The organism is Pseudomonas sp. TWR1-1-3, from assembly GCF_049896805.1.
GTDB lineage: Bacteria > Pseudomonadota > Gammaproteobacteria > Pseudomonadales > Pseudomonadaceae > Aquipseudomonas > Aquipseudomonas bubulae.
Window position 1 is genome coordinate 159,609 of the sequence record NZ_JAFCUZ010000003.1, and the last position, 26,546, is coordinate 186,154.

Consider the following 26,546-nt stretch of genomic DNA (forward strand, 5'->3'; position numbering starts at 1 on the left):
GAGATCACCCATTCAAATATTCTGCCGGTCGCCTTTCGGGTCGAAGAACACCGAAGACACAATTTCAGCCTCGATCACGCTGCCGTCGACCTGGGGCGAGAACACCCGTTCGCCGATACGCTTCAAGCCGCCCTTGACCACACCCATGGCAAATGAATAACCCAGTGAGTTGTGGGCATAACTCGACGTCACGTGGCCGACCATGGTCATCGGGATCGACTGCTTGGCATCGAACACCAGTTGCGCGCCTTCGGGCAGCCATTGGGTCGGGTTGATGGGCTTGAGCCCCACCAACTGCTTGCGCTGGTCACGTACGCAGTCTTCACGGTTCATGCCGCGCCAGCCGATCCACGAGAACGGTTTGGTGCGGCCCACGCACCAGCCCATGTTCAGGTCGTCGGGGGTCATGGAACCGTCAGTGTCCTGACCAACGATGATGAAGCCCTTCTCGGCCCGCAACACGTGCATGGTCTCGGTGCCATAAGGGGTGAGGTTGTACTGCTTGCCCGCCTCAACGATTTTTTCCAGCACGCCCATGGCGTAGTCAGCCTGGATATTGACCTCATAGGACAGCTCGCCGGTAAACGAGATACGGAACACCCGCGCCGGTACACCGCCCACCAGGCCTTCTTTCCAGGTCATGAACGGGAACGCCTCGCGATCCAGATCAATGTCGGTCACTTCGCTCAGCAACTTGCGGCTATTGGGGCCGGACAAGGTCAGGGTCGCGTAGTGGTCGGTGACCGAGGTGAAGTAGACCTTCAGCTCGGGCCATTCGGTCTGCTGGTAAATTTCCAGCCACTGCAACACACGGGCCGCGCCGCCGGTAGTGGTGGTCATGACGAAATGATTGTCGGCCAGGCAGGCCGTCACGCCGTCGTCGAAGACCATGCCGTCTTCCTTGCACATCAGCCCGTAGCGGGCCTTGCCCACATCAAGTTTGGTCCAGGCATTGGTGTAGATACGGTTGAGAAACTCGCGGGCATCCGGGCCCTGGATGTCGATCTTGCCCAGGGTAGAGGCATCGAGAATGCCGACGCTGTCACGCACCGCTTTGCATTCGCGCTTGACCGCCGCATGCATGTCTTCGCCGTTACGCGGGAAGTACCACGGCCGTTTCCACTGGCCGACGTCTTCAAATTCAGCGCCTTGCTTGACGTGCCAGGCTTGCAGCGCGGTGTAGCGCACCGGCTCGAAAATATGCCCGCAATGGCGCCCCGCCACCGCGCCGAAGGTCACCGGCGTGTAGTTGGGGCGGAACATGGTGGTGCCCATCTGCGGGATGGTCACGTTCAGCGAGCGGGCGGCAATGGCCAGGCCGTTGACGTTGCCCAGCTTGCCTTGATCCGTGCCGAAGCCCAGCGCGGTATAGCGTTTAACGTGCTCAACCGACTCGAACCCTTCACGGGTCGCCAATTCGATGGCCGCAGCAGTGACGTCGTTTTGCAGGTCGACAAATTGCTTCGGTGCCCGCGCCGTACCTTTTTCGTGGGGCACATGGAACAGCGCCAGGGTCGGTTCCTGCAGCTGATTCAGGGCTTTGGGCAACACCCCTTCCACGGCCTTGAAACCGGCTTCGCTGGCCGCACGTGCGCCGCCCTCAAAACCATCGGCCAGGCTGTCGCCCAGCGGGTAGACACCATTGATACCGCCCACACATACGCGCTTTTGCGGTGCTTCGCCGGGGACGAAACCGAGAATATCTTCACGCCAGGTCGGCTTGCCGCCCAGGTGCGAGGCCAAGTGAACTACCGGGCTGTAGCCGCCCGAAGTGGCCAGCAAATCGCACTCCAGCCACTCGCCGGGGCTGGCAACGCTGAGAGCCTTGACGTCGATCGCCGCCACTCGTGCACCCGTTACATGCTTGCTGCCACGGGCTTCGATCACCGCACTCCCGGTGAGGATGCGAATGCCTTTGGCCCGAGCTTCTTCGACCAGCGCACCACGGGGGTTGCTGCGTGCATCGGCAACAGCAACCACTTGCTGGCCGGCGTCGAGCCAGTCCAGGGCTACGCGGTAGGCATGATCGTTGTTGGTACTGAGCACCAGTTTTTTGCCCGGTGCCACACCATAGCGGCGCACATAGGTGGACACGGCTCCGGCGAGCATATTGCCCGGTACGTCGTTGTTGCCGTACACCAACGGCCGCTCGCAGGCACCGGTGGCCAATACCACGCGCTTGGCCCGGACCCGGTGGATACGCTGGCGTACCTGACCGATAGGGGCGCGATCGCCGAGGTGGTCGGTGATACGTTCGTGAATAGTCAGGAAGTTGTGGTCGTGATAGCCGTTCACCGTCGCGCGGGGCAACAGGATCACGTCGGGTAGCGTCTTGAGTTCGGCGATCACCTTGGCCACCCACTCCATGGCCGGTTTGCCGTCCAGGCTTTCGCGGCTGTCGAGCAGGCTGCCGCCGAATTCTTCCTGTTCATCGGCGATGATCACCCGCGCACCGCTGCGCGCTGCTGCCAGTGCTGCGGCCAGACCTGCAGGGCCTGCGCCGACAATCAGCACGTCGCAGTGGTGGTTCATATAGTCGTAGGTGTCGGGATCGTTCTGGGTCGGCGAGCGACCCAGGCCTGCGGCTTTGCGGATGTACTTCTCGTAAGTCATCCAGAACGACTGCGGGTACATAAAAGTTTTGTAGTAAAAGCCCGGCGGCATCAGCTTGCCGCCGACCTTGCCGAGGATGCCCATCACATCATTGTTGACGTTGGGCCAGCCGTTGGTGCTGGTGGCCACCAGGCCCTGGTACAAAGCCTGCTGCGTGGCGCGCACGTTGGGGATTTGCGTGGCCTCGGTGGCACCGATCTGCAACACCGCGTTGGGCTCTTCAGCACCGGCGGCGTAAATGCCTCGGGGCCGGGAATATTTGAAACTGCGGCCAATCACGTCAACGCCGTTGGCCAGCAAAGCGGCCGCCAGGCTGTCGCCCTCGTAGCCTTTGTATTGTTGACCGTTGAATGTGAAGCTCAGCACCTTGGTGCGGTCAACGCGGCCGCCATTGGGCAAGCGATGGGTCTGGCTCATACTTTTTCTCCCAGCTCGCGGGTGGCCGTGGTGGCCGCAGGTGCTGCCTGCTCAGTGAACTGCGGCTTGCTGCCGATCAGGTAGGTTTCAAGAATTTCGTAGGTCACGGTATTGCGCGTGGCATTGAAAAACTGCCGGCAACCGGCGACGTGGTTCCACAGTTCGTGGTGCAGGCCACGGGGGTTGTCGCGAAAGAACAGGTAGTCGCCCCATTCTGCGTCGGTGCAACTGCCAGGGTCGAGCGGGCGCGGGATATGCGCCTGGCCGCTGGCGTGGAATTCCTCTTCGGAGCGAAGCTCGCCGCAATGGGGACAGAAGATATGCAACATGGGTATTTCTCCTGTTAGTGGGCGACAGCGGCAGCGCCGTGTTCGTCGATCAGGGCACCGGTGTGGAACCGGTCAATGGAAAACGGCGCGGCCAGCGGGTGCATCTCGCCCTTGGCCAGGCTGGCAGCGAACACGTTGCCCGAACCCGGCGTGGCCTTGAATCCACCCGTGCCCCAGCCGCAGTTAAAGAACAGATTGGGCACCGGGGTTTTCGAGATGATCGGGCAGGCGTCGGGTGTGGTGTCGACGATGCCGCCCCACTGACGGTTCATGCGCACGCGGGACAACACAGGGAACATTTCCACAATCGCCTGGATCGTGTGCTCGATCACCGGGTACGAACCGCGCTGGCCGTAGCCGACCCAACCGTCGATACCCGCGCCGATCACCAGGTCGCCCTTGTCGGACTGGCTGATATAGCCGTGTACGGCGTTGGACATGATCACGCTGTCGATAATCGGCTTGATCGGCTCCGACACCAGCGCTTGCAGCGGGTGGGATTCGATCGGCAGGCGAAAGCCGGCCTGACGCGCCATATGCCCCGAGTTGCCAGCCGTGACCACACCAACGCGCTTGGCGCCGATAAAGCCCTTGCTGGTTTCGACGCCGATGCACACGCCGTTTTCCTTGCGAAAGCCGAGCACTTCGGTTTGCTGGATCAGGTCTACGCCCAGAGCATCGGCGGCACGGGCAAAGCCCCAGGCCACGGCATCATGGCGGGCCACGCCGCCACGCCGTTGTACGGTGGCGCCGATGATCGGGTAGCGGGTGTTCTTCGAGCAATCGAGGTAGGGAATCTCGTCCGCTACTTGTTTGCCGTTGAGCAGTTCACCGTCCACACCATTGAGGCGGTTGGCGCTGACCCGACGCTCGGAGTCACGCATGTCCTGCAGGGTGTGGCATAGGTTATAGACGCCGCGCTGGGAGAACATCACGTTGTAGTTCAAGTCCTGGGACAAACCTTCCCATAGCTTCATCGCGTGTTCGTACAGGTGCGCCGACTCGTCCCACAAATAGTTGGAGCGCACGATGGTGGTGTTGCGTGCCGTGTTGCCGCCACCCAACCAGCCTTTTTCAACCACGGCCACGTTGGTGATGCCGTGTTCCTTGGCCAGATAGTAAGCAGTTGCCAGACCATGGCCGCCGCCGCCGACGATGACCACGTCATAGACCTTTTTCGGGGTCGGCGTGCGCCACATCTTCTGCCAGTTTTCGTGGTGGCTGAGGGAGTGCTTGAAGAGGCCGAAGCCTGAATACCGTTGCATAGGATCTACTCCAAAAACGCGCTCAGCGATAAACCGGGAAGTCTTGGCACAGCGAAGTCACCTGGCGGGCCACATCGGCCTCGATATCGGCATCGCCGAGGTGATCGAGAACGTCGCAGATCCAGCCTGCCAGCTCCGTGCATTGCGCCACTTTGAAACCACGGCTGGTCACCGCCGGGGTGCCGATACGCAGGCCCGAGGTCACAAAGGGTGATTGCGGGTCGTTAGGCACGGCATTCTTGTTGACCGTGATATGGGCGCGGCCCAGGGCGGCGTCGGCGTCCTTGCCGGTCAATCCCTGGCGGATCAGGCTGAGCAGGAACAGATGATTGTCGGTACCACCCGAGACCACGTCATAGCCACGCTTGATAAACACCTCGGCCATGGCCTGGGCGTTGTCGATGACCTGCTTTTGATAGGTTTTGAAACCCGGTTCCAGCGCTTCCTTGAAGCACACTGCCTTGGCCGCGATCACGTGCATCAAGGGCCCGCCCTGACCGCCGGGGAACACCGCCGAATTGAGTTTCTTTTCCAGGGCTTCGTTGGCCTTGGCCAGAATCAGGCCGCCACGGGGGCCGCGCAGGGTTTTGTGGGTGGTGGTGGTCACCACATCGGCATACGGCAGCGGGTTGGGGTACAACCCGGCAGCGACCAGACCGGCAACGTGGGCCATGTCGACAAACAGGTAGGCTCCCACCTTGTCTGCAATCTGACGAAAGCGTGGGAAGTCGAGGAATTTTGAGTAGGCCGAGAACCCGGCAATGATCATTTTGGGTTGATGTTCAACAGCCAGACGCTCAACTTCGTCGTAGTCGATCAAGCCGGTGCTGGTGTCGATGCCGTACTGCACGGCGTTGTACAGCTTGCCCGAAAAACTGACGCTGGCCCCATGGGTCAAGTGACCGCCATGGGCCAGACTCATGCCCAGCACGGTGTCACCGGCGTTGAGCAATGCCAGGTAGACGGCTGCGTTGGCCTGGCTGCCGGAATGCGGCTGCACGTTGGCGTAATCGGCGCCGAACAACTGTTTGGCGCGGTCGATGGCCAACTGCTCAACTTTATCCACATGTTCGCAGCCGCCGTAATAGCGTTTGCCTGGGTAGCCTTCGGCGTACTTGTTGGTCAGACCGCTGCCCTGGGCTTCCATCACCCGCTGGCTGGTGTAGTTTTCGGAGGCGATCAGTTCGATGTGATCTTCCTGGCGCTGATCTTCAGCATTCATGGCCGCCAACAAGGCGTCATCGTAACCCTGGATCTGATCCTGCTTGCTGAACATCGCGTTCTCCCAGCGCCAGCGCGCCTTTTGGTCTCGGTGGGGCTAATGCCCTTTGAGCCAGATGGTAGAGCTGGCGCAGGCAGACCAAATGCCCATGGACGCCACGCAATGGTGCGTTTACGACATGGTTTCCCATAACCCTGTGGGAGCGGGCTTGCTCGCGATACTGGCTGCGAGGTTTGTCTGGCGAAACCGGGAGATGCCATCGCGGGCAAGCCCGCTCCCACATTTTGTTACAGGCCTTTGGGTTATTCTTTTGTAGGGCATTTCCGCACTTTAAGTCGCGCCTGTGCACCTGCCAGATTCTTGGATAAAGTGCACAACACTATTCGACCATGGAACCGGGAAATGACTGACAAGAGCCAACAATTCGCCAGCGACAACTACTCCGGTATCTGCCCTGAAGTCTGGTCCGCCATGGAAAAAGCCAACCACGGCCACCAGCGCTCTTACGGCGACGACGAATGGACGCTGCGCGCCTCGAACGATTTTCGCAAACTGTTCGAAACCGACTGCGAAGTGTATTTCGCCTTTAACGGCACGGCGGCCAACTCCCTGGCGCTGTCGTCCCTGTGCCAGAGCTTTCACAGCGTGATCTGCTCCGAGACCGCCCACGTCGAGACGGACGAATGTGGCGCTCCGGAATTTTTTTCCAACGGCTCCAAGCTGCTGATCGCCCGCACTGAAAACGGCAAGATCACCCCCGAGTCAATCCGCGAGATCGCCCTCAAGCGCAAAGATATCCACTATCCAAAACCGCGGGTGGTCACCATCACCCAGGCCACTGAAGTCGGCAGCGTGTACCGCCCTGAAGAAATCCGCGCGATCAGCGACACCTGCAAGGAGTTGGGCCTGTTGTTGCACATGGACGGCGCGCGGTTCTCCAATGCCTGCGCTTTTCTGGGCTGCACGCCCGCCGAACTGAGCTGGAAAGCCGGGGTGGATGTGCTGTGCTTTGGCGGCACCAAGAACGGTATGGCGGTGGGCGAGGCGATTCTGTTTTTCGACCATGCCTTGTCAGTGGATTTTGACTACCGCTGCAAACAGGCCGGGCAACTGGCTTCGAAGATGCGCTTTCTGTCTGCGCCCTGGGTGGGCCTGCTGGAAAACGACGCCTGGCTCAAACACTCGCGCCACGCCAACCACTGCGCGCAGTTGCTGAGCCAACTGGTGAGTGACATTCCGGGGGTCGAGCTGATGTTTCCGGTGGAAGCCAATGGCGTATTCCTGCAACTGTCGGAACCGGCCCTAGCGGCACTGACCGCCAGGGGCTGGCGCTTCTATACCTTTATCGGCAAGGGCGGGGCACGCTTCATGTGCTCGTGGGATACCGAGGAAGCACGGGTGCGGGAACTTGCGGCGGATATTCGCGAAGTGATGTCCGCTTAAAGCGCACGTAACATCAATAACACTGTGGGAGCGGGCTTGCTCGCGATTCAGGCAACGCGGTTAGTCTGAACGACTGCGCTGATGCCATCGCGGGCAAGCCCGCTCCTACAGAGGGTGACTGATTTACGAATACTCAGGATTGCCCCAGGGTTCGCTCAATCACATCGACCGTGGCGCTGACTTGCTCTTGATAACGGTCGAGTTCCTGTTTGTGGCTCAGTTGCAACTCAATCTGTTTTGAACACAGATTCAGTGCTGCCAGCACCAGCAGCTTGTCCCCGATCAGGCTCGGGTACTTTCTTTTCGTTTCGGCCAGGGCGGCTTTCAACATGACCGTGGCCGCCATCAGGGTTTTCTGCTCCCCCTCCGGCGCCTTGATCGTGTAGTCGTTACCCAAAATCGAGACGACATTTACTCCGTCTCTGTCAAGGCTCATGCGCTGACAGGGCTCGCGCGCTCAACCAGTGCCTGGATGCGGGCTGCGGTCGCGCCTTGCTTTTCTTCCTGTTCCATCAGGGTCAGTTGCAGGCTTTCGTTCTCGTCACGGGCCTGGGCCAGTTCGGTGTTCAGTTGCTCGTTGGCATCCAGCAGTTCTTGTTTTTGCTGTACCAGGTCGCTGACCAGTTGTTCCAGTTTGCTAAGGGATGACTCAATCATGATGATGTTCTCAAGCAGTTTCGAAGGGCGCGTACGATAAAGAAAAGTCAGCGGCTAAGCTAGCGGCAACCTTGCTTTCAGACCCCTAAAGACTGTGGTTTGCAACCTTTGTTCCCTGCCAGGGTTCTGGAGCCACGAAAGCCCGTCAAAACTCAATCCGCACATCCCCTTTCGGTACGCTGCAGCACGACAGGATATAACCCTCGGCCACATCTTCGTCGGTAATGCCGCCGTTGTGCTCCATGTCCACCTCCCCCCCCAGTTTCAACACCTTGCATGTCCCGCAAATGCCCATGCCGCAAGCCTTGGGGATCATCAGTCCGAGTTTGGCCGCTGCCGCATGCACGGTCTCGGCTGGTCCCACACGAATGCTCTTGCCGGACGCGGTGAATTCCACCTGGTTCAAATCCGCCAGGTCCGGCTCCGGTGCATCTGCCGCCTGCTCGGCCTGTTCTACCGCTTCAGCCCGCACTTCAGGCGGCGTCGCCCCAAAGGATTCTTCGTGGTAACGGCTCATGTCAAAACCGTTGCTTTCCAGCAGGCGCTTGACCGCGTTCATGTAAGGCGTCGGCCCGCAGCAAAACACCTCGCGCTCCATGAAGTCGGGGGCCATCAGGTCGAGCATCTTATGGTTCAGGTAACCGCGATACCCGGCCCAGGGCTCACCCAGCCCGTGCTTCTCGCAGATCAGGTGCAGGCTGAAGTTGTCGATACGCGAGGCCATATGCTCCAGCTCGCGGTGATAAATGATGTCCTTGGGCGAGCGGGCGCTGTGGATAAACACCATGTCGACATTGGCGTTGGTGTCGTAAAACCAGCGTGCCATCGACATTACCGGGGTTATACCTACACCACCGCTCAGATAGAGCACTTTGGGGCTCGGCGCGTCGATGGCGTTAAACAGTCCCACCGGCCCGTGCACGGCCAGCTCCTGGCCTTCGCTCAAGGTGTCGTGCAGCCAGTTGGAGACGCGGCCACCGGGCACCCGCTTGATGGTCACCGAAAAGCTGTACGGCACCGAGGGTGAGCTGGAAATAGTGTACGAGCGCATCACCGGGTCACCGTCGATTTCCAGCTCCAGGGTCACGAATTGCCCCGGTTTGAAAAAGAACAGGATCGGCTGGTCGGCCATAAAACAGAAGGTGCGCACATCCCAGGTTTCCTGAATCACTTTGACGCATCGCACGATGTGTCGGCCATTGGCCCAGGTCTGGGTGGTTACCGGGTTCAGAAAGCTATTGGACATGCGCTTCTCCACGGCCGACAGCCGGCCTCTTGCTGGCGATTCTGCGCATGCCCCGAAGCGGCCATTTACCCATTCGCGACATCCACATACTTATCGCGACCAGCCCCTGAAAACAGCACCTTCAGCGTCGGGAACAGATTGGGCCATGTCGCCCGTAGATATGGCTGCGGCGCACTTCGAACGCACACTCAGCGCCACTACCACTTGTATTGCTTTGCCTTGCGTCGAACCCCTGATCAGCCATTTTTAGGCCACATCCGATGGCCATGAGGACTACAACGATGGACGTCACCGCAAACTTGAGCCTGGGCGATCCACTGGAACCCGCACGCAAGGCCACCGCCGAGATGCTGCAGAACCGCGAGCGGACATTTTCGCTGCCACAGCCGTTTTATAACGACGAGCGCCTGTTCGAAATCGATATGCAGGAGATCTTCCAGAAGGAGTGGCTGATTGCAGGCATGACTTGCGAGATACCGGCCAAGGGCAACTTCCTGACCCTGCAGGTGGGCAAGAACCCGATTATCGTGATTCGCGGCGCAGAAGGTCAGGTGCATGCCTTTCATAATGTGTGCCGCCATCGTGGTTCGCGACTGTGCACCAGCGAAAAAGGCAAGGTCGCCAAACTGGTGTGTCATTACCACCAATGGACCTATGAGCTGGACGGGCGCCTGCTGTTTGCCGGCACCGAGATGGGTGCGGACTTCGACATGAAGCAATACGGCCTCAAGCCGGTGAACGTCAAAACCGCGGGCGGCTATATCTTTATCAGCCTGGCCGAGAACCCTCCCGCCATCGATGAGTTCCTCGCCACACTGAACCACTATATGGAACCTTACGACATGGAAAACACCAAGGTGGCGATTCAAACCACCCTGGTGGAAAAGGCCAACTGGAAACTGGTGCTGGAAAACAACCGCGAGTGCTACCACTGCAACGCGTCGCACCCCGAGTTGCTCAAGACCCTGCTCGAATGGGACGACGTCACCGACCCGCGCGCCGACCAAGCATTCAAGGATCACGTCGCCGCCTCAGCAGCCGCCTGGGACGCCGAGAAAATTCCTTATGCCCACGCCAGCTTCGGCCTGCGTAACCGCATCGTGCGCATGCCACTGCTCAAGGGCACGGTCTCGATGACCCTGGACGGCAAGCAAGGCTGTGCAAAACTGATGGGGCGCATCAAAAACCCGGACCTGGGCTCAATGCGCATCCTGCACTTGCCGCATTCGTGGAACCACTGCATGGGCGACCATATCATCGTATTTACCTTATGTCCGATCAGCGCGCAGGAAACCGTGGTCAGCACCAAATGGCTGGTGCACAAGGATGCGGTAGAAGGCGTGGACTACGACGTGGAGCGCATGCGCAAGGTCTGGGACGCCACCAACGACCAGGATCGCCGGCTGGCTGAAGAAAACCAGCGCGGCATCAACTCGGTCGCCTACCAGCCAGGGCCGTACTCGCAAACCTACGAGTTTGGCGTGGTCAACTTTGTCGACTGGTACAGCGAGCGGCTGCTGAACAACCTGGGGGCGGCGCCTGCGGCGTATCTTAAAGGGGTAGTGGCGCAATAAAAGCACCTCACTAAGCCTCTCCCTTAGGGAGAGGGTTGGGGGTGAGGACCTGGAACACTCTTGATCAGTTTTTGATCAGCGCGCCACACCCCCCGTATTCAAAGGCCCGCAGCCCTTCACCAACATCTTGTCCACAGGCACACCCACAGCAACTGTGGGGAAGTCATGGATCACTACCGGGGCAGACATCTGTACATTTTTTGTGCAAACCTGCACAAGCCACGGTTTTAAAGGCCTGCAGATAACCACACCCACCTTATCCACAGTTTGACCAACTGAATATGTGCGCAACTTTATCCACCCTGTTGAAAACTCCCTTAGCCCTTGTATTGGCTGGTTTTATCCCATCAAAAGACGATGCCAACGTGGATTGAACATTTTTTGATCAGCACCTTGGAGCCCTTTAATATAAAGGCCTGCAGGATAGAGCGAACAACTTATCCACACCTTCACCAACAGAGTTTGTGGGTAAACAGAGCAAGCGCTCTGCAAGTGTGATTTCCTGGCAGCGATCATTTTTTGTACAAACCTGCAGGAGCCACGTCAGCCGGGCCCTGCAAGCAAATACAGACAGGTTACCCACAGGCAGGCACACAGAAACCCGGGGTAACTTTGCGCAGATGCTGGCAGTACCTTGCCTACTAAAATGCTGTCCGCAAACTCGCTCGCGAAGGCAGTGATATCAGACGTTAAAAACAATGGATCGATCACCATCATCTGCCACGTTTCTTAGACTTTTTAGAGATTTGGCATCACGCCAAACATTATATCAATTTCAGCCTGCAAGGCCCCTCCCCCTTATTAAACAACTCTAAACACTCACAAAATGAACAATCCAACAAAAAGATAACCAACTCACTATTAGCTGGTTCATTTCAATGGATCCAATTTTGATTGCAGGATAATTGCCATCAATCGAATAAGTCCTATATTTATTTTTATGCAGCCTGTTCGCTACCCTGTTTATACAGGCACTCAACCACCTACAAAAACTGCAGGTAACACGACCCTAAAACCCGCCAATACTTATAGTTTAAACGTGAAAACTTTGTGATCTTGCGCGCCACACTTAACACTGCGGATTCCTTATTAATTATCAATAAAACCGTGCAGATTCAACAGGATAAAACAATCTATCGATTAGATTGGCACCCCTGCTTTATCCGTTATCTGAAACGGCGAGGTCTTGATATGAAACATTCATTTTTGATTATACTTGTCATATGTGCGGGACTAACACCGACCTTCGCACATGCTAATTGCTGGCAGGATGCAGGCAACCGCTATGACATTGATCCGTTGCTGTTACATGCCATTGCCCAAGTTGAATCGAAAATGAATCCGGCCGCACGCAACGTCAATAAAGACGGGACTTACGATATAGGCTTGATGCAAGTCAACAGTCGCCATTTGAAACACCTTGCCACTTTTGGCATTAGTGAATATCAACTACAGACTCAACCCTGCACCAGTGTCATGGCCGGTGCCTGGATCCTCGCCAAATTTGTCAAACAACTGGGTTACAGCTGGGACGCCGTGGGCGCCTATAACGCCGGAACAAAGCCTAATCGTGAACATCTGCGCAATCGTTACGCCCTTCGCGTCAAGGGGTACTACGGGCAGTTAGTCAGCCAGCGCGAGCAAAGACTCCAGGCTGCCGCCCGTAAATCTCAGGCCATATTTGCATCTGGCGGCGAGCGCAAATTCAAATGATGTCGCTGACTCAGGTTCCGGCCGCAAACGCTAGCGCACAACGCCTTCTTCGATCAGGAGCTTGAGAATCACCTCGGCTCCCGCTTGAGCACTGAGCCCTTTGTGAACTTGCCCGGAACCCCCAGCCGCCTTGGCGGTAGCTGCTTTCATGCGATCTGCACCACTTTTGGCCCTTATCACCTTCAAGCGCTTGGGCCGTGGTCGGGCAGGTTGCAATACGCCGGTTGTGGATAACTCATCGGCAACGATTTCAACTACTTCGGCGTTAACCACACCCCGCGTGGCGGGGCCGTAGGCGCTTTGGCGCGCCTTGGGAGCAGCGTTATCCACAGTAACCATAAATGGCAGTCGCACTTGCAGCCTGCGCCGCTGCCCCCGGGGCAAGGCTTGCAGCACCTGGGCCACGCCATTGTGGATAGATTCGATCTGCGCCACGCCTACCAGCAGTGGCCAGCCCAGCTCTTCGGCCAACAGGTACGGCAGCATGCCCGAGCCCTCACCGGTTTCGGCCTGGCTGCCGGTGAGCACCAGTTGCACGCCCGCTTCACGGATGTAATCGCGCAACGCTGGCACGGCATCGGCGCCGTCGGGTTGCTCCAGCACATGCAACTCCTCCAGCCCCATGCCCAGATAGGCGCGCAAGGCCGGCTCCCGGGGGTTACCCGCGTGCAGCACGTGCAGGCTGTCTCCGGCCAGTTGCAGGCCCAGTTCGACAGCACGGGCGTCCTGTTCGGCGCGACGGGCGCGGCCTGAAGCAGGATGGGCGCCGATTGAAACCAGTGCAACGGTGGCGATGGTCATTTGCAAATCTCCAGACTGAACTCAATCCTGTGGGAGCGGGCTTGCTCGCGATGGAATCACTGTGGTGTATCAGGCTGACCGGGTCGCCCGAATTGCGGGCAAGCCCGCTCCCACAGAGGTTGCGTTGCGCCAGTTATCCACAGCCTCGATCAGTGCCTCAAGCACCGCCGTACCGTCACCAATCACCGACACATCCGCGCGTTTGACCATATCGCAGCCAGGGTCATGGTTGATCGCCACCACCTTGTCACAGGCACCAATCCCTTGCAGATGCTGGATCGCCCCGCTGATCCCGACCGCCACATACACCCGCGCCGTGACCCATACCCCGCTGGCCCCCACCTGACGCTCGCGACCCATAAAGCCATCGTCCACCGCCACCCGTGATGCACCTTCGGTGGCGCCAAGGGCAGTGGCAGCCCTGTGGAAAAGTCCCCAGTCCTTGATCCCGTTACCACCGCTGAGGATAAATTCGGCTTCAACCATGGGAATCGCAGCAGGGTCAACTTCAACCGCGCCCAGATCCTCAATACGCGGCAAACAGCTGGCAGCTGCTGTGGATAACTGCACCTCCAGCGCTTCATGCCGGGTTTCACTGACAGGCTCGGCACACTCGGCCGCTGCCAGAATCAACCGCCGCAACGGCTGGACGACATCTTGCTGACCTGCCCCGGCACGGCCGATGCAAACGCCATCCTTGAGTTGCCACACCCGCGTGGCCGGGCGCTCTCCCAGGCTGGCGGCAAAGCGCCGGCCCAATTCACCGCCACCACTGCGGCTGTCAGGCAATAGCCAGTGGCGTGGCGTGAACTGGTTATCCACAGCCCGTAAACCCAGCACCTGGTGCTCCGGTGCATAACCTTCACTGTCGAGCATCAACAGCCGATCAACCCCGGCCGTGGCAAAGGCGGTCTCCCTGGACTCGCCGAATACCACCGCCAGCACCGCTCCATCGCTGCCCGCCAATTGATGGGCCAGCCCCAGCAGATCGCGGTCGTGGCTGCTCAGGCGGCCCCCGACCATATCCGGCACCACGGCGATATAAAACGCCGGGGCCGCGACCTGATGCAGCGGTAATTGCACCTCAACGCTGGCCGCGCGCCTGCTGGTCCCGCCCTGCTGCACGCCGCTGCGGTCTATGCGCTTGATGCCGTTGGGGCCGATGAAACCCGCACCATGGACATTTTTGCGCACTACGCCATTGGGCCCCATCCAGCTCTGCTGCACGGGTTGCATGGCCGCGTGCAACGGATGCAGACGGTTACGGGCGATCCACTCGGCCCGTGGGTCACGGCGGATAATGTCACTCATGCGATCACCTCCGATTCTGGCCGTCGGACAGGTTTGGCCGCGACGTCTTCAATCAGCGCATCGGCCACCAGTTCGGCAATGTCCTTGATTTGCGGACGGGGTTCGACCACCCCTTCGAGCATCGCCGTGCATTGCGGGCAACCCACCGCCACACGCTCGGCGCCCGTCTCACGGATATCGTCCATGCGCATGTCGGGGATCCTCTGCTTGCCGGGGATGTCGGTAATCGGCGCGCCGCCACCGCCACCACAGCAACGGGAACGAAAGCCCGAACGCTGCATCTCCTTGACCTCGATACCCAAGGCGCGCAGTACCGCACGCGGCGCCTCGTATTCGCCGTTATAGCGGCCCAGGTAGCAGGGGTCGTGATAGGTCACGCTACCGCCCGCATCCGCGGCAAGATTGAGCAGGCCGGCATCGATCAACTCGGCCATATAAGTGCTGTGATGTTGCACAAGGTAGTCGCCGCCAAAGGCGCCGTATTCGTTTTTCAGCACATGAAAACTGTGCGGATCGCAGGTGACGATGCGCTGGAAGCTGTACTGCGCCAGAGTCTGGATATTGCGCTTAGCCAGCGCCTGAAAGGTCGCTTCATCCCCCAGACGCCGGGCCACGTCGCCACTGTCGCGCTCTTCCAGGCCCAGCACGGCAAAGTTGACCCGGGCGGCCTTGAGCACTTTGACAAAGGCACGCAAGGTGCGCTGGTTACGCATGTCGAAAGCCCCGTCACCGACCCAGAACAACACGTCCACGGCGGGCTTGTCGCGCATCAGGTCGAGGTTCAGGTCCGCTGCCCAGTTCATCCGCCCGCCGGGGGCAAAACCGCCGGGGTTATCGGTGGCGATCAGGTTGTCCAGCACCTGCGCGCCATTGTTCGGTGTCGCACCTTTTTCCAGGGTCAGGAAACGGCGCATATCGACGATGGCGTCCACATGCTCGATCATCATCGGGCACTCTTCAACGCAGGCGCGGCAAGTGGTGCAGGACCACAGCGTGTCGGCATCGACCAGCCCGTTGACGATCGGCTGATGCGGGTTGCCGCCATGCTCACCAATAGGTTTACCGGGATAGGGACTGCCAGCAAAGTGAGCATCGGTGCCGCCCGCGAGGCCGACCACCATGTCCTGAATCAGTTTCTTTGGATTGAGCGGCTGGCCGGCGGCGAAAGCCGGGCAGGCGGCTTCGCATTTGCCGCATTGCACGCAGGCGTCAAACCCCAGCAATTGGTTCCAGGTGAAATCCTTGGGTTTTTCCACGCCCAGGGGCGCACTGCGATCGTTTAAATCCAGCGGTTTTAGCCCTGTTGAACGGCCGCCGCCAAAGCGCTCGGCGCGGCGGTGCCAGGCCAGATGCAATGCGCCCGCGAAGGCGTGCTTCATCGGCCCGCCCCAGGTCATGCCGAAAAATAATTCCGACACACCCCACGCCACGCCCACGCTTAAAACCGCCGCCAGCACCCAACCGCCGAAGCCTTCGGGCAACAGCCCTGCAACCGGCAAGGTGAGGATGAAAAAACTGGCGGAAAACACCAGCAAGCTTTTCGGCAGGCGCATCCACGGGCCTTTGGACAGGCGCGAGGGTGGGTTCAGGCGACGCTTGAACACGAACAGCGCGCCCACAAACATCAGCGCCGTGGCCAACAGCAAGGCATAGCCGAGGATGCGGTTATGCAGGCCCAGGCCATGCACCAGGATCGCCAGCACGGCCGCCAGCACAAAGCCGCCAGCAGTGGCGACGTGGGTGTTGGCCATGTATTTGTCGCGGGCGACCACGTGGTGCAGGTCGACCATGTAGCGCCGGGGCATGGCCAGCAGCCCGCCAAGCAGATCGACCTTGGCCGGGCGACCACGGCGCCACATGTTCATGCGCCGAATGGCGCCCGCAATCGCCAGGACGAGGGCGGCGAACAGCAGGATGGGGAGAACGATATTGAGCATGGTGAAGCTCCCAAAGACCACGCAGGTCTGATGTGAGAGCGGGCTTGCTCGCGATTCAGGCGACGCGGTGCATCAGCAACACCGCGTGATCGTTTATCGCGAGCAAGCCCGCTCCCACATTGGTTCGGTGTCGGGTCAAAAATCCTTGCACAACCGCAGCGCGTCATAGATCGCTGCATGCACGTTGCGCTGGGCCACACAGTCACCGATACGAAACAGCAGGTAGCCGTCCCCCGCCTCGCTCAAGCACGGTTGCGGCTTGATCGCGAACAGCGCTTCGACGTCGATCTGGCCCTTGTTGCGCGAATCCGGCTTGAGCCCGTAATACAGCTCTTCATCCGGTCGCACACCGTTTTCGATGATTACCTGATCGACCACCCGCTCCTCTTTGACACCGGTGTATTCGTTCTCCAGCACAGCAATCACCTTGTCACCCTCGCGGTAGACCTTCTCCAGCATCATGTCGCCGGTCATGACCACTTCCTTGGGATACAGGCTGCGGTAATACGTGGGGAATGACGTGCCGCCAATGGCCACACCGGGCTTGATGTCGTCGGTCACGATCTCGACCTGCGCTCCCTTGTCCGCCGCAAAATCGGCCACCGACATACCGGTAAATTCGCAAATGGTGTCGTACACCAGCACGTTTTTACCGGGCGCCACTTTGCCGTCGAGTACATCCCAGCTGCTGACCACCAGCCCTTCGGCCGCGCCCCAGTGTTCGTTCTGCTCCACAAACGGGTGCCCGCCCACCGCCAGCACCACAATGTCCGGCCGCAAGTCCATGATCGTCGCCGCATCCGCTGCGGTGCCCAGGCGCAGGTCAACTTTCAGGCGCGCCAGTTCCAGTTGAAACCAGCGGGTGATGCCTGCCATCTGGTCACGCTGGGGCGCTTTGGAGGCGGTGGTGATCTGCCCGCCGATGGCGTCCTTTTTCTCGAACAGGGTCACGTCATGACCGCGCTCGGCAGCTACACGTGCCGCCTCCATCCCTGCTGGCCCGGCGCCGACAATCACCACCTTGCGTTTGGCCCCGGTGGATTTTTCGATGATATGCGGCACGCCCATATATTCCCGGGAGGTGGCCGCGTTCTGGATGCACAGCACGTCCAGCCCCTGGTACTGACGGTCAATGCAGTAGTTGGCACCCACGCATTGTTTAATCTGGTCGACCTGGCCCATCTTGATCTTGGCGATCAGGTGCGGATCGGCGATATGGGCACGGGTCATGCCCACCATGTCGACATAACCCCCCTCCAGAATCCGCGTGGCCTGGTTCGGGTCCTTGATGTTCTGCGCATGCAGCACCGGGGCCTTGACCACTTCCTTGATCCCGGCGGCCAGGTGCAAAAACGGCTCCGGCGGAAAGCTCATGTTGGGGATTACGTTGGCCAGGGTGTTGTGGGTGTCACAGCCCGAGCCGACCACGCCGATAAAGTCGAGCATGCCGGTGTCGTCGTAGTACTTGGCGATTTGTTTCATGTCCTCATGGCTCAGGCCATCAGGGTGAAACTCATCCCCGCACAGGCGGATGCCCACGCAGAAATCCGGGCCGACTTCAGCGCGCACGGCCTTGAGCACTTCGAGGCCGAAACGCATGCGATTTTCAAAACTGCCGCCCCATTCATCGGTGCGTTTGTTGACACGCGGGCTCCAGAACTGGTCGATCATGTGCTGGTGCACCGCCGACAGCTCAACCCCGTCCAGTCCACCGGCTTTGGCCCGGCCTGCGGCACTGGCGTAGTTACCGATGATCCGCCAGATTTCTTCAGGCTCGATGGTTTTGCATGTGGCACGGTGCACCGGCTCACGTACACCGGAAGGTGACATCAGGGTCGGCCAGTTGAAGCCGTCCCAGCGCGAGCGGCGGCCCATGTGGGTAATCTGGATCATGATCTTGGCGCCATGCTTGTGCATGGCATCGGCCAGGTTCTGGAAGTGCGGGATAATGCGGTCGGTGCTCAGGTTGACCGAACTCCACCACTCTTGCGGACTGTCGATGGCCACCACCGAAGAGCCGCCGCAAATCGCCAGGCCGATACCGCCCTTGGCCTTTTCTTCGTAGTACTGCACATAACGCTCGGTGGTCATGCCGCCATCGGTGGCATACACCTCGGCATGGGCGGTGCTCAGCACACGGTTGCGGATGGTCAGCTTGCCGATTTGAATCGGCTCAAACATTGCTTCGAACGCCATATCCCGATCCTCGACTTACAACGGCTTGACGATAAACAGGCCGTGGTCGTGGCCTTCTTCCGATCCGCTATAAACCTGTTCTGCCACGGTGCGGATATTGCTGCCACGGGCGTGCAGAATCTGGTCCATGGCGCCGGCAAACCAGCCGGTGAACATGTAGTCGACCTTGCGCCCGACCTTGCCGTACACGTACACAAAGCAGGAGTGTTCCAGCTTGATGGTGGCAGTGCCTTTGTCGAGATCGATGTCCTGAATCTTGAACAGGCCCCAGCCGCGCTGGGACAGGCGTTTCATGTAGTGTTCGAACACCGCGACGCCTTCGATGCCGTGGCATTCGGCTTCTTTTTCGCACCAGTGCCAGGCGGATTTGTAGCCGGCCTTGTAAAGAATGTCGGCGTAGGTATCAGCGCCAAGGACTTCTTCAATGCCCATGTGGTTGTTGACGAAAAAGTGGCGCGGCACATAGAGCATCGGCAAGGCGTCGGAAGTCCAGACGCCGGTTTCGCTGTCGACTTCGATGGGTAATTGCGGGGCGATTTTGGCCATGGGTAGCGCTCCAAAAGATGATGAAGTCCCGTGCAGCTGTCGAAGGCTGCGTTCGAGCGCGAAGCGGTCGCAAAACCGCTCACTGCGCCCTGACAGGAAAAATGTGCAATATGGGTTTACGACTGCTTCGCAGCCGGACGCAGCCTTCGGCAGCTGCTACGCAACAAATACGGTGCGGTTACTCGCCCCAGACATCCTTGAGCACGTTGACCCAGTTCTCGCCCATGATCTTGCGCACCACGCGCTCGTTGTGGCCGCGCTTGAGCAGGGTTTCGGTCAGGTTGGGGAACTCGCCCACGGTGCGGATGCCCAGCGGGTTGATGATCTTGCCGAAGCTGGTCAGGCGGCGGGCGTAGCCCTTGTCGTGGGTCAGCATTTCGAAAAAGTCCTGACCGTGGCCCTGGGTAAAGTCAGTGCCGATACCGATCGAATCTTCGCCGACAATATTCATGGTGTATTCGATCGCTTCGGCGTAGTCGTCGATGGTCGAATCAATACCCTTGGCCAGAAACGGCGCGAACATGGTCACCCCGACAAAACCGCCATGGTCGGCAATGAACTTGAGCTCGGCGTCGGATTTGTTGCGTGGATGTTCCTTGAGGCCGGAAGGCAGGCAGTGGGAATAGCAGACCGGTTTTTTCGATTCCAGAATCACCTCTTCCGAGGTTTTCGAACCCACGTGGGACAGGTCGCACATGATCCCGACACGGTTCATTTCAGCCACTACTTCACGGCCAAACCCCGAGAGCCCGCCATCGCGTTCATAGCAGCCGGTGCCCACCAGGTTCTGGGTGTTGTAGCACATCTGCACCACGCCAACGCCGAGCTGCTTGAAGATCTCGATATAGCCCAACTGGTCTTCAAAGGCATGGGCATTCTGGAAGCCGAAGATGATCCCGGTCTTGCCCTGTTCCTTGGCGCGACGGATATCGGCAGTGGTCTTGACCGCAAGCACCAGGTCGCTGTTGTCGCGGATCAGGGTCTGGCTGGCGACGATGTTGTTGATCGTGGCCTGGAAGCCCTCCCATACCGACACAGTGCAGTTGGCAGCGGTGAGGCCGCCCTTGCGCATGTCTTCAAACAGTTCGCGGTTCCATTTGGCAATGATCAGCCCGTCGATAACGATACTGTCTGCGTGCAACTCGGTTGGGCTCATCAGGCGTCCCCTTATTGGCGTTTGCTGCGCCGAATCGTCTGCCGGCGCTATTGGGGCCAGCATAGGCCCGGGGTCAAAACCAGCCGGGTGCAAAAGCGACAGCGCAATTGCCGAAAGCGTCAACACGCGACAAAGCCGCCGACAGCAATGTCATGAGCTATCTGTTCTTTGGCTCACGCATAAGCCAGAATCGGCCCCAACTATGGATTAGGAAGCGGCAATGAAATCGATTCTCCTGGCCTTGGCATTGTTCACCGGCGGCGCTCATGCAGCTGAAAATGCCGACTACAACCCGTGCGACGCGGTAGAAAACGACCGCCAAACCCTGGCGTGCTCGGTGTTCAGCAAGAATGCTGCCGAACAATTGCTGAGCGAAAACTACGAAGCCCTGCAGGAACGCATGACTTCGCTGTACGGCAGTAACGCGACGCAACTCAATAACATCCTGAGCAAGATAAAGACCGCCCAGGCCCTGTGGTTGCACCAGCGCGACGCCGATTGCGCAATTGCCGTGTTCCCCGCCACCGCCGGCACCGAAGCGTTCAACATCGCCCAGAACGATTGCATGGCGCGTATCAGCGATGACCGTTCAGAGTTTCTGGAATCGATCGGGCAGGACTGATCTTCATATTGAATAAACCAGGGTTTTTATGACTATTTGCGGTATCGAGATCAAAGGCAGCGAAGCCATTTTTGCAATGGCAGCCCAAGGCGCCAATGGCCTTGAACACAGGGCCAATGCCACCAAGAAAATCGCCCTGGACGACGATGACGAGAGCGTCAACGTCAAAGCCTTCGCCATGCAAATAGCGGCCTTTGTGAAAGCCAACGGCATCACCCGCATTGCAATCAAGAAGCGCAGCAAAAAGGGTGAATTTGCCGGTGGCCCGACTACCTTCAAGATCGAGGGCATCATCCAGTTGCTGGACGATTGCGAGGTGCAGTTGCTGTCGCCACAGACCCTCAATGCGCAATACAAGAAACACGCCTTCGACTTGCCCGCCTCGCTGAACAAGTATCAGCATGAGGCCTACAAGGCGGCGTGTGCGGCGTTGCTCAAGGGTTAGTAGCGGCAACCCGATCCTGCCTCGGCGCACAGGTAAACCGCGCCCGGTAGCTGCGGGTGAAATACGACGGTGACTCAAAGCCGCAGGCAATGCTGATGTCCAGCACGCTCATGTCGGTCTGACGCAGCAGTTGCCGGGCCTTTTCCAGGCGCAGGCCCAGATAGAAGTTGCGCGGGGTGTCGTTCAGGTGCAAACGGAACAGACGCTCCAGCTGGCGCCGCGTAACGTTGATGCCAAGCGCCAGTTGCGCAGTGCTCAGTGGCGGCTCGCTGTGCTGTTCCATCTCGCCAATCACCTGCACCAATTTCTTGTTATGAATGCCATAACGGCTGGCGACCTGCATGCGCTGGTGGTCTTTGCGCTGACGGATACGGCCAAGCACGAATTGCTCGGACACCTGAATCGCCAACTCAGGCCCATAAGCCTGGGCTATCAGGTCGAGCATCAGGTCGATGGAGGCTGTACCGCCCGCACAGGTGATGCGCTGGCGGTCAATCTCAAACAGCTCTTGAGTCACATGCAGCCTGGGGTATGACTCCTTGAACGCTTCCAGCGCCTCCCAATGCAAGGTCAGGCGATAGCCGTCGAGCAAACCTGCCTGCGCCAGTACCACGCTACCCGTGTCGATGCCACCCAAAGTGACGCCGTCGTTGTCCAGGCGACGCAGCCACTGAATCAGCGCCGGGGTCACGTGGGTCAGCGGATCAAAGCCGGCCACCACCAACAACGTCGCCCCGGCTTCAAGTGCCTCAAACCCGCCTTCGGCATTGACCGACATACCGTTGCTCGCCAACACGGCGCCACCCCCGCAACTGAGCACATGCCAGCGGTACAGCTCACCGCGAAAACGGTTGGCCACCCGCAGCGGCTCGATGGCCGAAATAAAGCCCATTGAGGAAAAGCCGGGCAGCAGAAGGAAGTAGAAATCCTGGGCCATAGGGGGCGCTCTCACGTCGGTTCAGCGGATTGAACCACAGTCAGGTCGCTGCAGTGCAAATCCACGTCGCCCCAGTGCGGTTGCGCAGCACGCCGCCTGCGTACCTTGGCATCACGGTGCACAAAGACGCCGATCCCCCAATAACAACCTGCCGAGGCCCTCCCCATGAAACGACTGATCAGCTGTTGCCTGCTGGTACTGAGCCCCTACGCGTTGGCGGCTGAAGATGCTTCGTGCAAGAACGTACGCATGGGCGTGGTCAATTGGACCGATGTAATCGCCACCAGCGCCATGGCGCAAACCCTGCTCGACGGTCTGGGCTATAAAACCAAACAGACCAGTGCCTCACAGCAAATTATTTTCGCCGGCTTGCGTGACAAGCGGCTGGACATGTTTCTGGGTTACTGGAACCCGATCATGAACCAGAGCATTACCCCGTTTGTGGACGCCAAACAGGTCACGGTACTGGCCGAACCGAGCCTTAAAGACGCCAAGGCCATGCTTGCCGTTCCAACCTATATGGCTGACAAGGGGCTCAAAAGCTTTGCTGACATTGCCACATTCGAGAAAGAACTGGGCGGCAGGATTTACGGGATCGAACCGGGCTCCGGCGCCAATACCCAGATCAAGGCCATGATCGAGAAAAACCAGTTTGGCCTGGGCAAGTTCCAGTTGGTGGAGTCCAGTGAAGCCGGCATGCTCTCGGCGGTGACCCGCGCAGTAAAACGCAATGAGCCGATTGTGTTCTTCGGCTGGACCCCACACCCGATGAATATTAATCAGGACATGACCTACCTGACGGGCAGTGAAGATGCCCTTGGCCCCGATGAAGGCCGGGCCACGGTGTGGACGGTCACTGCCCCGGACTACGCCAGCCGCTGCCCGAACGTCAGCCGTTTGCTCAGCAACCTGACCTTCAGCGCCGAAGACGAGAGCCGCATGATGCAGCCGCTGCTTGATCACAAGGATGCTCAAGCCTCCGCCCGGCAGTGGCTCAAGGACCACCCGCAAGACCAGCAGCGCTGGCTTGAAGGGGTGACCACGGTAGACGGCAAACCCGCTGCCGGGAACCTGAAACTCAGCGCTAAATAATTCAACACCGAGCCCGCCCTGCGCAGCCTGCAATGGCTGCGGTGTGGCGCTCTACGCCCCGAGGAAATGCCCCATGAACCACGACGTCATCATCACCTGCGCACTCACCGGTGCCGGCGACACCAGCGGCCGCAGCCCTTTGGTACCGGTCACCCCCAAGCAAATTGCCGAAGCTGCCGTGGAAGCGGCCAAGGCCGGAGCCACAGTGGTGCATTGCCATGTACGCGACCCGAAAACCGGGCAGTTCAGCCGCGATGTAGCGCTGTACCGCGAACTGATGGAGCGCATCCGCGAGGCGGACATCGACATCATCGTCAACCTCACGGCCGGGATGGGGGGGGACTTGCATATCGGCCCGGGTGAGAACCCGATGGAGTTTGGTCCCAACACCGACCTGGTCGGCCCGCTGACCCGTCTGGCTCACGTCGAGGAGCTGTTGCCGGAAATTTGCACCCTGGACTGCGGCACCCTGAACTTTGGCGACGGCGACACGATTTACGTGTCCACCCCGGCACAGCTGCGAGCGGGCGCCAAGCGCATCCAGGAACTTGGCGTTAAAGCCGAACTGGAAATTTTCGACACCGGCCATTTGTGGTTCGCCAAACAGATGATCAAGGAAGGCCTGCTGGATGACCCGCTGTTTCAACTATGCCTGGGTATCCCGTGGGGCGCTCCGGCAGACACCACCAGCATGAAAGCCATGGTCGACAATTTGCCGCCTGATGCGGTGTGGGCCGGTTTCGGCATTGGTCGCATGCAAATGCCGATGGCCGCGCAGGCGGTGCTGCTGGGCGGCAACGTGCGGGTCGGGCTTGAGGACAATTTATGGCTGGACCGAGGAGTGCTGGCCACCAACGGGCAACTGGTGGAGCGTGCCACAGAGATCCTCAGCCGCCTGGGTGCACGGGTGCTGAGCCCGGCAGAAGGCCGGGTGAAGATGGGCCTTAAAGAACGCCGCTAAGCAACTACGCAGCAGCATTGCCTGTGGGAGCGAGCCTGCTCGCGAAGGTCGTCAACGATAACGCCTGTTGATTGAGTTATCGCGGTGCCCTTGGGGCCTTCGCGAGCAGGCTCGCTCCCACGCACTCTCATTATTTTTATCCAGGAGCACGCCATGACCTTTATCACCGAGATTAAAACCTTCGCCGCCCTGGGCAGCGGTGTCATTGGCAGCGGCTGGGTTGCTCGCGCCCTCGCCCACGGCCTGGACGTGGTGGCCTGGGATCCGGCCCCCGGTGCCGAAGCGGCCCTGCGCAAACGCGTCGCCAAAGCCTGGCCCGCACTGGAAAAAAGCGGCCTTGCTGAAGGCGCATCCCAACACCGGTTGCGGTTTGTCAGCACCATTGATGAATGCGTGCGCGATGCCGATTTTATTCAGGAAAGCGCCCCGGAGCGGCTCGACCTGAAGCTTGAACTGCACAGCAAAATCAGCGCCGCCGCCAAACCCGATGCATTGATCGGCTCCAGCACCTCGGGCCTGCTGCCCAGCGAATTTTATGAAACCTCCACACACCCCGAGCGCTGCATTGTCGGGCACCCGTTCAACCCGGTTTACCTGTTGCCATTAGTCGAGGTGGTGGGCGGGCAAAAAACCGCTCCCGAGGCCATTCAGGCGGCAATCAAGGTTTATCAATCCCTGGGCATGCGCCCTCTACATGTGCGTAAGGAAGTGCCCGGGTTTATTGCCGACCGTCTGCTCGAAGCCTTGTGGCGCGAGGCGCTGCACCTGGTCAATGACGGGGTGGCCAGCACCGGTGAAATTGACGACGCCATTCGCTTTGGCGCAGGGTTGCGCTGGTCGTTCATGGGTACCTTTTTGACCTACACCCTGGCCGGTGGCGATGCCGGAATGCGACATTTCATGAACCAGTTCGGCCCGGCGCTGCAACTGCCGTGGACGTATTTGCCCGCCCCGGAACTGAGCGAAAAACTGATCGACGATGTGGTGGAAGGCACCACTGAACAACTCGGCCAGCACAGCATTGCCGCGCTGGAAAGCTATCGGGATGACTGCCTGCTGGCGGTGATGGAAGCGGTGAACGCAACCAGACTCAAACATGGCATGACCATCAACGACTGATCGAACCGCGAGGTACAGCATGCCCACCCTCACCACCTACACCACGCCCATTCTTGAAGAATGGGTCGATTACAACGGCCACTTGCGCGACGCCTTTTATCTGCTGATTTTCAGCTACGCCACGGATGCCCTGATGGACCGCCTGGGGCTGGACAGCCAGGGCCGCGAAGCCAGCGGTCATTCACTGTTCACCCTGGAGGTGCATCTTAATTACCTGCACGAGGTGAAGCTCGGCGCCCACGTTGGAGTGCGTACCCAGCTCATCGGCCACGACAAAAAACGCCTGCATGTCTATCACAGCCTGCACCTGACAGGTGATGGGCGAGCCCTCGCGGGCAATGAGCAAATGCTGCTGCACGTGGACTTGGCAGGCCCGCGTTCCGCACCCTTTGGCGAGCACACGCTGGCCGTATTGCAGGCCATCGGGGAGCAACAGCGTGATCTGCCGAGACCCGAGTATGTGAGTCGGGTGATTGCCTTGCCTGTGCCTTAAAACGACCTGTTCTTAGGCATATCAGACATATCATCAAACCGCCCTTGCCCACTGGCTAAAGCCCTACCAGAATCAGACTTCGATCGCGCTTTGTAGAAGGATAAAAAGTCATGATGCACGCGGATTTGATTGATGAGCAGGATCTGGTTGGCCAACTGCGCTCGCTGGGCTTTGAAGTGTCAGGTACGGCGGAGCAGGCCTGCACAACGGCAGTCTGTGGGCTGAACGAGACCAATGCCCGCGCCCTCAAGGGGTTGGTCGAAAAGCTCTACACCGGCAGCGCAACCATTTTGCCTGCAGTGCGCGAGGCCATTGACCGGCAGTTGCTGCCGGGCTTGGCGCAGTTCAAGCAGAGCAAGGTCGGGTAAGGCAAAAGCGTCCTCACCCTAGCCCTCTCCCGAAGGGAGGGGGACTAAAAGCAAAAGCAGTTTTGCGCCTCGATACAGATCAA

24 protein-coding genes are annotated in these 26,546 nt (G+C 59.3%); 10 read left to right on the top strand and 14 right to left on the bottom strand.

Annotation, left to right across the window (positions count from 1 at the left end; translation table 11 throughout):
• Window positions 1-12: 12 nt before the first annotated feature.
• From ACP7BE_RS13560 to glyA, 4 genes are read right to left on the bottom strand one after another with little or no spacing between them, the layout of a single operon-like run.
• Window positions 13-3,030: a sarcosine oxidase subunit alpha gene (locus ACP7BE_RS13560; RefSeq protein ID WP_094999839.1), complete on the bottom strand. Its 3,018-nt coding sequence runs from the start codon at window positions 3,028-3,030 to the stop codon at window positions 13-15.
• The gene (locus tag ACP7BE_RS13565) at window positions 3,027-3,359 is read right to left on the bottom strand and encodes a sarcosine oxidase subunit delta (RefSeq protein WP_016782562.1); all 333 of its coding nucleotides are present in this window, start codon (window positions 3,357-3,359) and stop codon (window positions 3,027-3,029) included. Before ACP7BE_RS13565 ends, ACP7BE_RS13560 begins: the two co-directional genes overlap by 4 nt.
• Before the next feature lie 14 nt (window positions 3,360-3,373).
• Window positions 3,374-4,624: a sarcosine oxidase subunit beta family protein gene (locus tag ACP7BE_RS13570; protein ID WP_016782563.1), complete on the bottom strand. Its 1,251-nt coding sequence runs from the start codon at window positions 4,622-4,624 to the stop codon at window positions 3,374-3,376.
• Between the two features lie 22 nt (window positions 4,625-4,646).
• Window positions 4,647-5,900 (bottom strand): serine hydroxymethyltransferase, encoded by a 1,254-nt coding sequence (glyA, locus tag ACP7BE_RS13575; RefSeq protein ID WP_426106170.1) that lies wholly within the window; start codon window positions 5,898-5,900, stop codon window positions 4,647-4,649.
• A 348-nt stretch (window positions 5,901-6,248) separates the two neighbouring features.
• Here glyA and ACP7BE_RS13580 point away from each other — a divergent pair, with 348 nt between their 5' ends.
• Window positions 6,249-7,289, top strand: a complete 1,041-nt coding sequence (locus tag ACP7BE_RS13580) for a threonine aldolase family protein (protein WP_426106172.1) — start codon at window positions 6,249-6,251, stop codon at window positions 7,287-7,289.
• 133 nt (window positions 7,290-7,422) lie between these two features.
• On the opposite strand, the gene ACP7BE_RS13585 is transcribed toward ACP7BE_RS13580, so the two are convergent.
• The 3 genes from ACP7BE_RS13585 to gbcB all read right to left on the bottom strand — a co-directional run bounded on the left by ACP7BE_RS13585 (window position 7,423) and on the right by gbcB (window position 9,192).
• Window positions 7,423-7,725: a cell division protein ZapA gene (locus tag ACP7BE_RS13585; protein WP_094999834.1), complete on the bottom strand. Its 303-nt coding sequence runs from the start codon at window positions 7,723-7,725 to the stop codon at window positions 7,423-7,425.
• Window positions 7,722-7,946 (bottom strand): hypothetical protein, encoded by a 225-nt coding sequence (locus tag ACP7BE_RS13590; protein WP_016782568.1) that lies wholly within the window; start codon window positions 7,944-7,946, stop codon window positions 7,722-7,724. The genes ACP7BE_RS13585 and ACP7BE_RS13590 overlap by 4 nt, the downstream gene beginning before the upstream one ends.
• A 145-nt stretch (window positions 7,947-8,091) precedes the next feature.
• On the bottom strand, window positions 8,092-9,192 hold the full coding sequence (gbcB, locus tag ACP7BE_RS13595; protein WP_095020470.1) for a glycine-betaine demethylase subunit GbcB: 1,101 nt from the start codon (window positions 9,190-9,192) through the stop codon (window positions 8,092-8,094).
• A gap of 281 nt (window positions 9,193-9,473) precedes the next feature.
• On the opposite strand from gbcB, the gene gbcA reads away from it, so the two are divergent.
• Together gbcA and ACP7BE_RS13605 are read left to right on the top strand one after the other, a co-directional pair.
• A complete protein-coding gene (gbcA, locus tag ACP7BE_RS13600; RefSeq protein ID WP_426106175.1) occupies window positions 9,474-10,766 on the top strand; it encodes a glycine-betaine demethylase subunit GbcA in 1,293 nt (430 codons plus the stop codon).
• Between the two features lie 1,050 nt (window positions 10,767-11,816).
• Window positions 11,817-12,479 carry a transglycosylase SLT domain-containing protein gene (locus ACP7BE_RS13605; RefSeq protein ID WP_426106177.1) on the top strand — a complete coding sequence of 221 codons (663 nt, stop codon included), beginning with the start codon at window positions 11,817-11,819 and terminating at the stop codon, window positions 12,477-12,479.
• 30 nt (window positions 12,480-12,509) lie between these two features.
• Here ACP7BE_RS13605 and ACP7BE_RS13610 read toward each other — a convergent pair whose 3' ends face one another.
• The 6 genes from ACP7BE_RS13610 to ACP7BE_RS13635 form a co-directional block, all read right to left on the bottom strand.
• A complete protein-coding gene (locus tag ACP7BE_RS13610; protein WP_095026635.1) occupies window positions 12,510-13,280 on the bottom strand; it encodes an electron transfer flavoprotein subunit beta in 771 nt (256 codons plus the stop codon).
• Window positions 13,281-13,349: 69 nt separating this feature from the next.
• The gene (locus tag ACP7BE_RS13615; RefSeq protein WP_426106179.1) at window positions 13,350-14,591 is read right to left on the bottom strand and encodes an electron transfer flavoprotein subunit alpha/FixB family protein; all 1,242 of its coding nucleotides are present in this window, start codon (window positions 14,589-14,591) and stop codon (window positions 13,350-13,352) included.
• Window positions 14,588-16,528, bottom strand: coding sequence for a dimethylglycine demethylation protein DgcB (dgcB, locus tag ACP7BE_RS13620; RefSeq protein ID WP_426106181.1), 1,941 nt, complete (start codon window positions 16,526-16,528; stop codon window positions 14,588-14,590). The genes ACP7BE_RS13615 and dgcB overlap by 4 nt, the downstream gene beginning before the upstream one ends.
• A 135-nt stretch (window positions 16,529-16,663) precedes the next feature.
• Entirely contained in the window at window positions 16,664-18,724 is a 2,061-nt protein-coding gene (gene dgcA / locus ACP7BE_RS13625) for a dimethylglycine demethylation protein DgcA (RefSeq protein ID WP_426106183.1), read from the bottom strand.
• A gap of 15 nt (window positions 18,725-18,739) precedes the next feature.
• Window positions 18,740-19,270: a 4-vinyl reductase gene (locus ACP7BE_RS13630; RefSeq protein ID WP_094999825.1), complete on the bottom strand. Its 531-nt coding sequence runs from the start codon at window positions 19,268-19,270 to the stop codon at window positions 18,740-18,742.
• 178 nt (window positions 19,271-19,448) lie between these two features.
• Complete coding sequence (locus ACP7BE_RS13635) at window positions 19,449-20,426, bottom strand: dipeptidase (protein WP_094999824.1); 978 nt, start codon at window positions 20,424-20,426, stop codon at window positions 19,449-19,451.
• A 220-nt stretch (window positions 20,427-20,646) separates the two neighbouring features.
• Between ACP7BE_RS13635 and ACP7BE_RS13640 the strand changes: the two genes are divergently transcribed.
• Window positions 20,647-21,048 carry a lysozyme inhibitor LprI family protein gene (locus ACP7BE_RS13640; protein WP_094999823.1) on the top strand — a complete coding sequence of 134 codons (402 nt, stop codon included), beginning with the start codon at window positions 20,647-20,649 and terminating at the stop codon, window positions 21,046-21,048.
• Between the two features lie 28 nt (window positions 21,049-21,076).
• The gene (locus ACP7BE_RS13645; RefSeq protein WP_094999822.1) at window positions 21,077-21,493 is read left to right on the top strand and encodes a DUF3010 family protein; all 417 of its coding nucleotides are present in this window, start codon (window positions 21,077-21,079) and stop codon (window positions 21,491-21,493) included.
• Here ACP7BE_RS13645 and ACP7BE_RS13650 read toward each other — a convergent pair.
• Entirely contained in the window at window positions 21,483-22,430 is a 948-nt protein-coding gene (locus ACP7BE_RS13650; protein ID WP_095019593.1) for a GlxA family transcriptional regulator, read from the bottom strand. The two genes, ACP7BE_RS13645 and ACP7BE_RS13650, sit on opposite strands and share 11 nt — an antisense overlap.
• Window positions 22,431-22,595: 165 nt before the next feature.
• Here ACP7BE_RS13650 and choX point away from each other — a divergent pair, with 165 nt between their 5' ends.
• The 5 genes from choX to ACP7BE_RS13675 all read left to right on the top strand — a co-directional run bounded on the left by choX (window position 22,596) and on the right by ACP7BE_RS13675 (window position 26,463).
• Window positions 22,596-23,522: a choline ABC transporter substrate-binding protein gene (choX, locus tag ACP7BE_RS13655; RefSeq protein WP_094999820.1), complete on the top strand. Its 927-nt coding sequence runs from the start codon at window positions 22,596-22,598 to the stop codon at window positions 23,520-23,522.
• A gap of 73 nt (window positions 23,523-23,595) precedes the next feature.
• A complete protein-coding gene (locus tag ACP7BE_RS13660; protein WP_094999819.1) occupies window positions 23,596-24,483 on the top strand; it encodes a 3-keto-5-aminohexanoate cleavage protein in 888 nt (295 codons plus the stop codon).
• 153 nt (window positions 24,484-24,636) lie between these two features.
• Window positions 24,637-25,602 carry an L-carnitine dehydrogenase gene (locus ACP7BE_RS13665; RefSeq protein ID WP_094999818.1) on the top strand — a complete coding sequence of 322 codons (966 nt, stop codon included), beginning with the start codon at window positions 24,637-24,639 and terminating at the stop codon, window positions 25,600-25,602.
• 19 nt (window positions 25,603-25,621) lie between these two features.
• On the top strand, window positions 25,622-26,095 hold the full coding sequence (locus ACP7BE_RS13670; protein ID WP_426106188.1) for a thioesterase family protein: 474 nt from the start codon (window positions 25,622-25,624) through the stop codon (window positions 26,093-26,095).
• A gap of 110 nt (window positions 26,096-26,205) precedes the next feature.
• Window positions 26,206-26,463 (top strand): hypothetical protein, encoded by a 258-nt coding sequence (locus ACP7BE_RS13675; RefSeq protein ID WP_094999816.1) that lies wholly within the window; start codon window positions 26,206-26,208, stop codon window positions 26,461-26,463.
• The last annotated feature ends 83 nt before the right edge of the window (window positions 26,464-26,546 follow it).

Coding starts and splice junctions, on each gene's coding strand:
- ACP7BE_RS13560 (WP_094999839.1), bottom strand. CDS start 3,030: ATGAGCCAGACCCATCGCTTGCCCAATGGCGGCCGCGTTGACCGCACC.
- ACP7BE_RS13565 (WP_016782562.1), bottom strand. CDS start 3,359: ATGTTGCATATCTTCTGTCCCCATTGCGGCGAGCTTCGCTCCGAAGAG.
- ACP7BE_RS13570 (WP_016782563.1), bottom strand. CDS start 4,624: ATGCAACGGTATTCAGGCTTCGGCCTCTTCAAGCACTCCCTCAGCCAC.
- glyA (WP_426106170.1), bottom strand. CDS start 5,900: ATGTTCAGCAAGCAGGATCAGATCCAGGGTTACGATGACGCCTTGTTG.
- ACP7BE_RS13580 (WP_426106172.1), top strand. CDS start 6,249: ATGACTGACAAGAGCCAACAATTCGCCAGCGACAACTACTCCGGTATC.
- ACP7BE_RS13585 (WP_094999834.1), bottom strand. CDS start 7,725: ATGAGCCTTGACAGAGACGGAGTAAATGTCGTCTCGATTTTGGGTAAC.
- ACP7BE_RS13590 (WP_016782568.1), bottom strand. CDS start 7,946: ATGATTGAGTCATCCCTTAGCAAACTGGAACAACTGGTCAGCGACCTG.
- gbcB (WP_095020470.1), bottom strand. CDS start 9,192: ATGTCCAATAGCTTTCTGAACCCGGTAACCACCCAGACCTGGGCCAAT.
- gbcA (WP_426106175.1), top strand. CDS start 9,474: ATGGACGTCACCGCAAACTTGAGCCTGGGCGATCCACTGGAACCCGCA.
- ACP7BE_RS13610 (WP_095026635.1), bottom strand. CDS start 13,280: ATGACCATCGCCACCGTTGCACTGGTTTCAATCGGCGCCCATCCTGCT.
- ACP7BE_RS13615 (WP_426106179.1), bottom strand. CDS start 14,591: ATGAGTGACATTATCCGCCGTGACCCACGGGCCGAGTGGATCGCCCGT.
- dgcB (WP_426106181.1), bottom strand. CDS start 16,528: ATGCTCAATATCGTTCTCCCCATCCTGCTGTTCGCCGCCCTCGTCCTG.
- dgcA (WP_426106183.1), bottom strand. CDS start 18,724: ATGGCGTTCGAAGCAATGTTTGAGCCGATTCAAATCGGCAAGCTGACC.
- ACP7BE_RS13630 (WP_094999825.1), bottom strand. CDS start 19,270: ATGGCCAAAATCGCCCCGCAATTACCCATCGAAGTCGACAGCGAAACC.
- ACP7BE_RS13635 (WP_094999824.1), bottom strand. CDS start 20,426: ATGAGCCCAACCGAGTTGCACGCAGACAGTATCGTTATCGACGGGCTG.
- ACP7BE_RS13640 (WP_094999823.1), top strand. CDS start 20,647: ATGAAATCGATTCTCCTGGCCTTGGCATTGTTCACCGGCGGCGCTCAT.
- ACP7BE_RS13645 (WP_094999822.1), top strand. CDS start 21,077: ATGACTATTTGCGGTATCGAGATCAAAGGCAGCGAAGCCATTTTTGCA.
- ACP7BE_RS13650 (WP_095019593.1), bottom strand. CDS start 22,430: ATGGCCCAGGATTTCTACTTCCTTCTGCTGCCCGGCTTTTCCTCAATG.
- choX (WP_094999820.1), top strand. CDS start 22,596: ATGAAACGACTGATCAGCTGTTGCCTGCTGGTACTGAGCCCCTACGCG.
- ACP7BE_RS13660 (WP_094999819.1), top strand. CDS start 23,596: ATGAACCACGACGTCATCATCACCTGCGCACTCACCGGTGCCGGCGAC.
- ACP7BE_RS13665 (WP_094999818.1), top strand. CDS start 24,637: ATGACCTTTATCACCGAGATTAAAACCTTCGCCGCCCTGGGCAGCGGT.
- ACP7BE_RS13670 (WP_426106188.1), top strand. CDS start 25,622: ATGCCCACCCTCACCACCTACACCACGCCCATTCTTGAAGAATGGGTC.
- ACP7BE_RS13675 (WP_094999816.1), top strand. CDS start 26,206: ATGATGCACGCGGATTTGATTGATGAGCAGGATCTGGTTGGCCAACTG.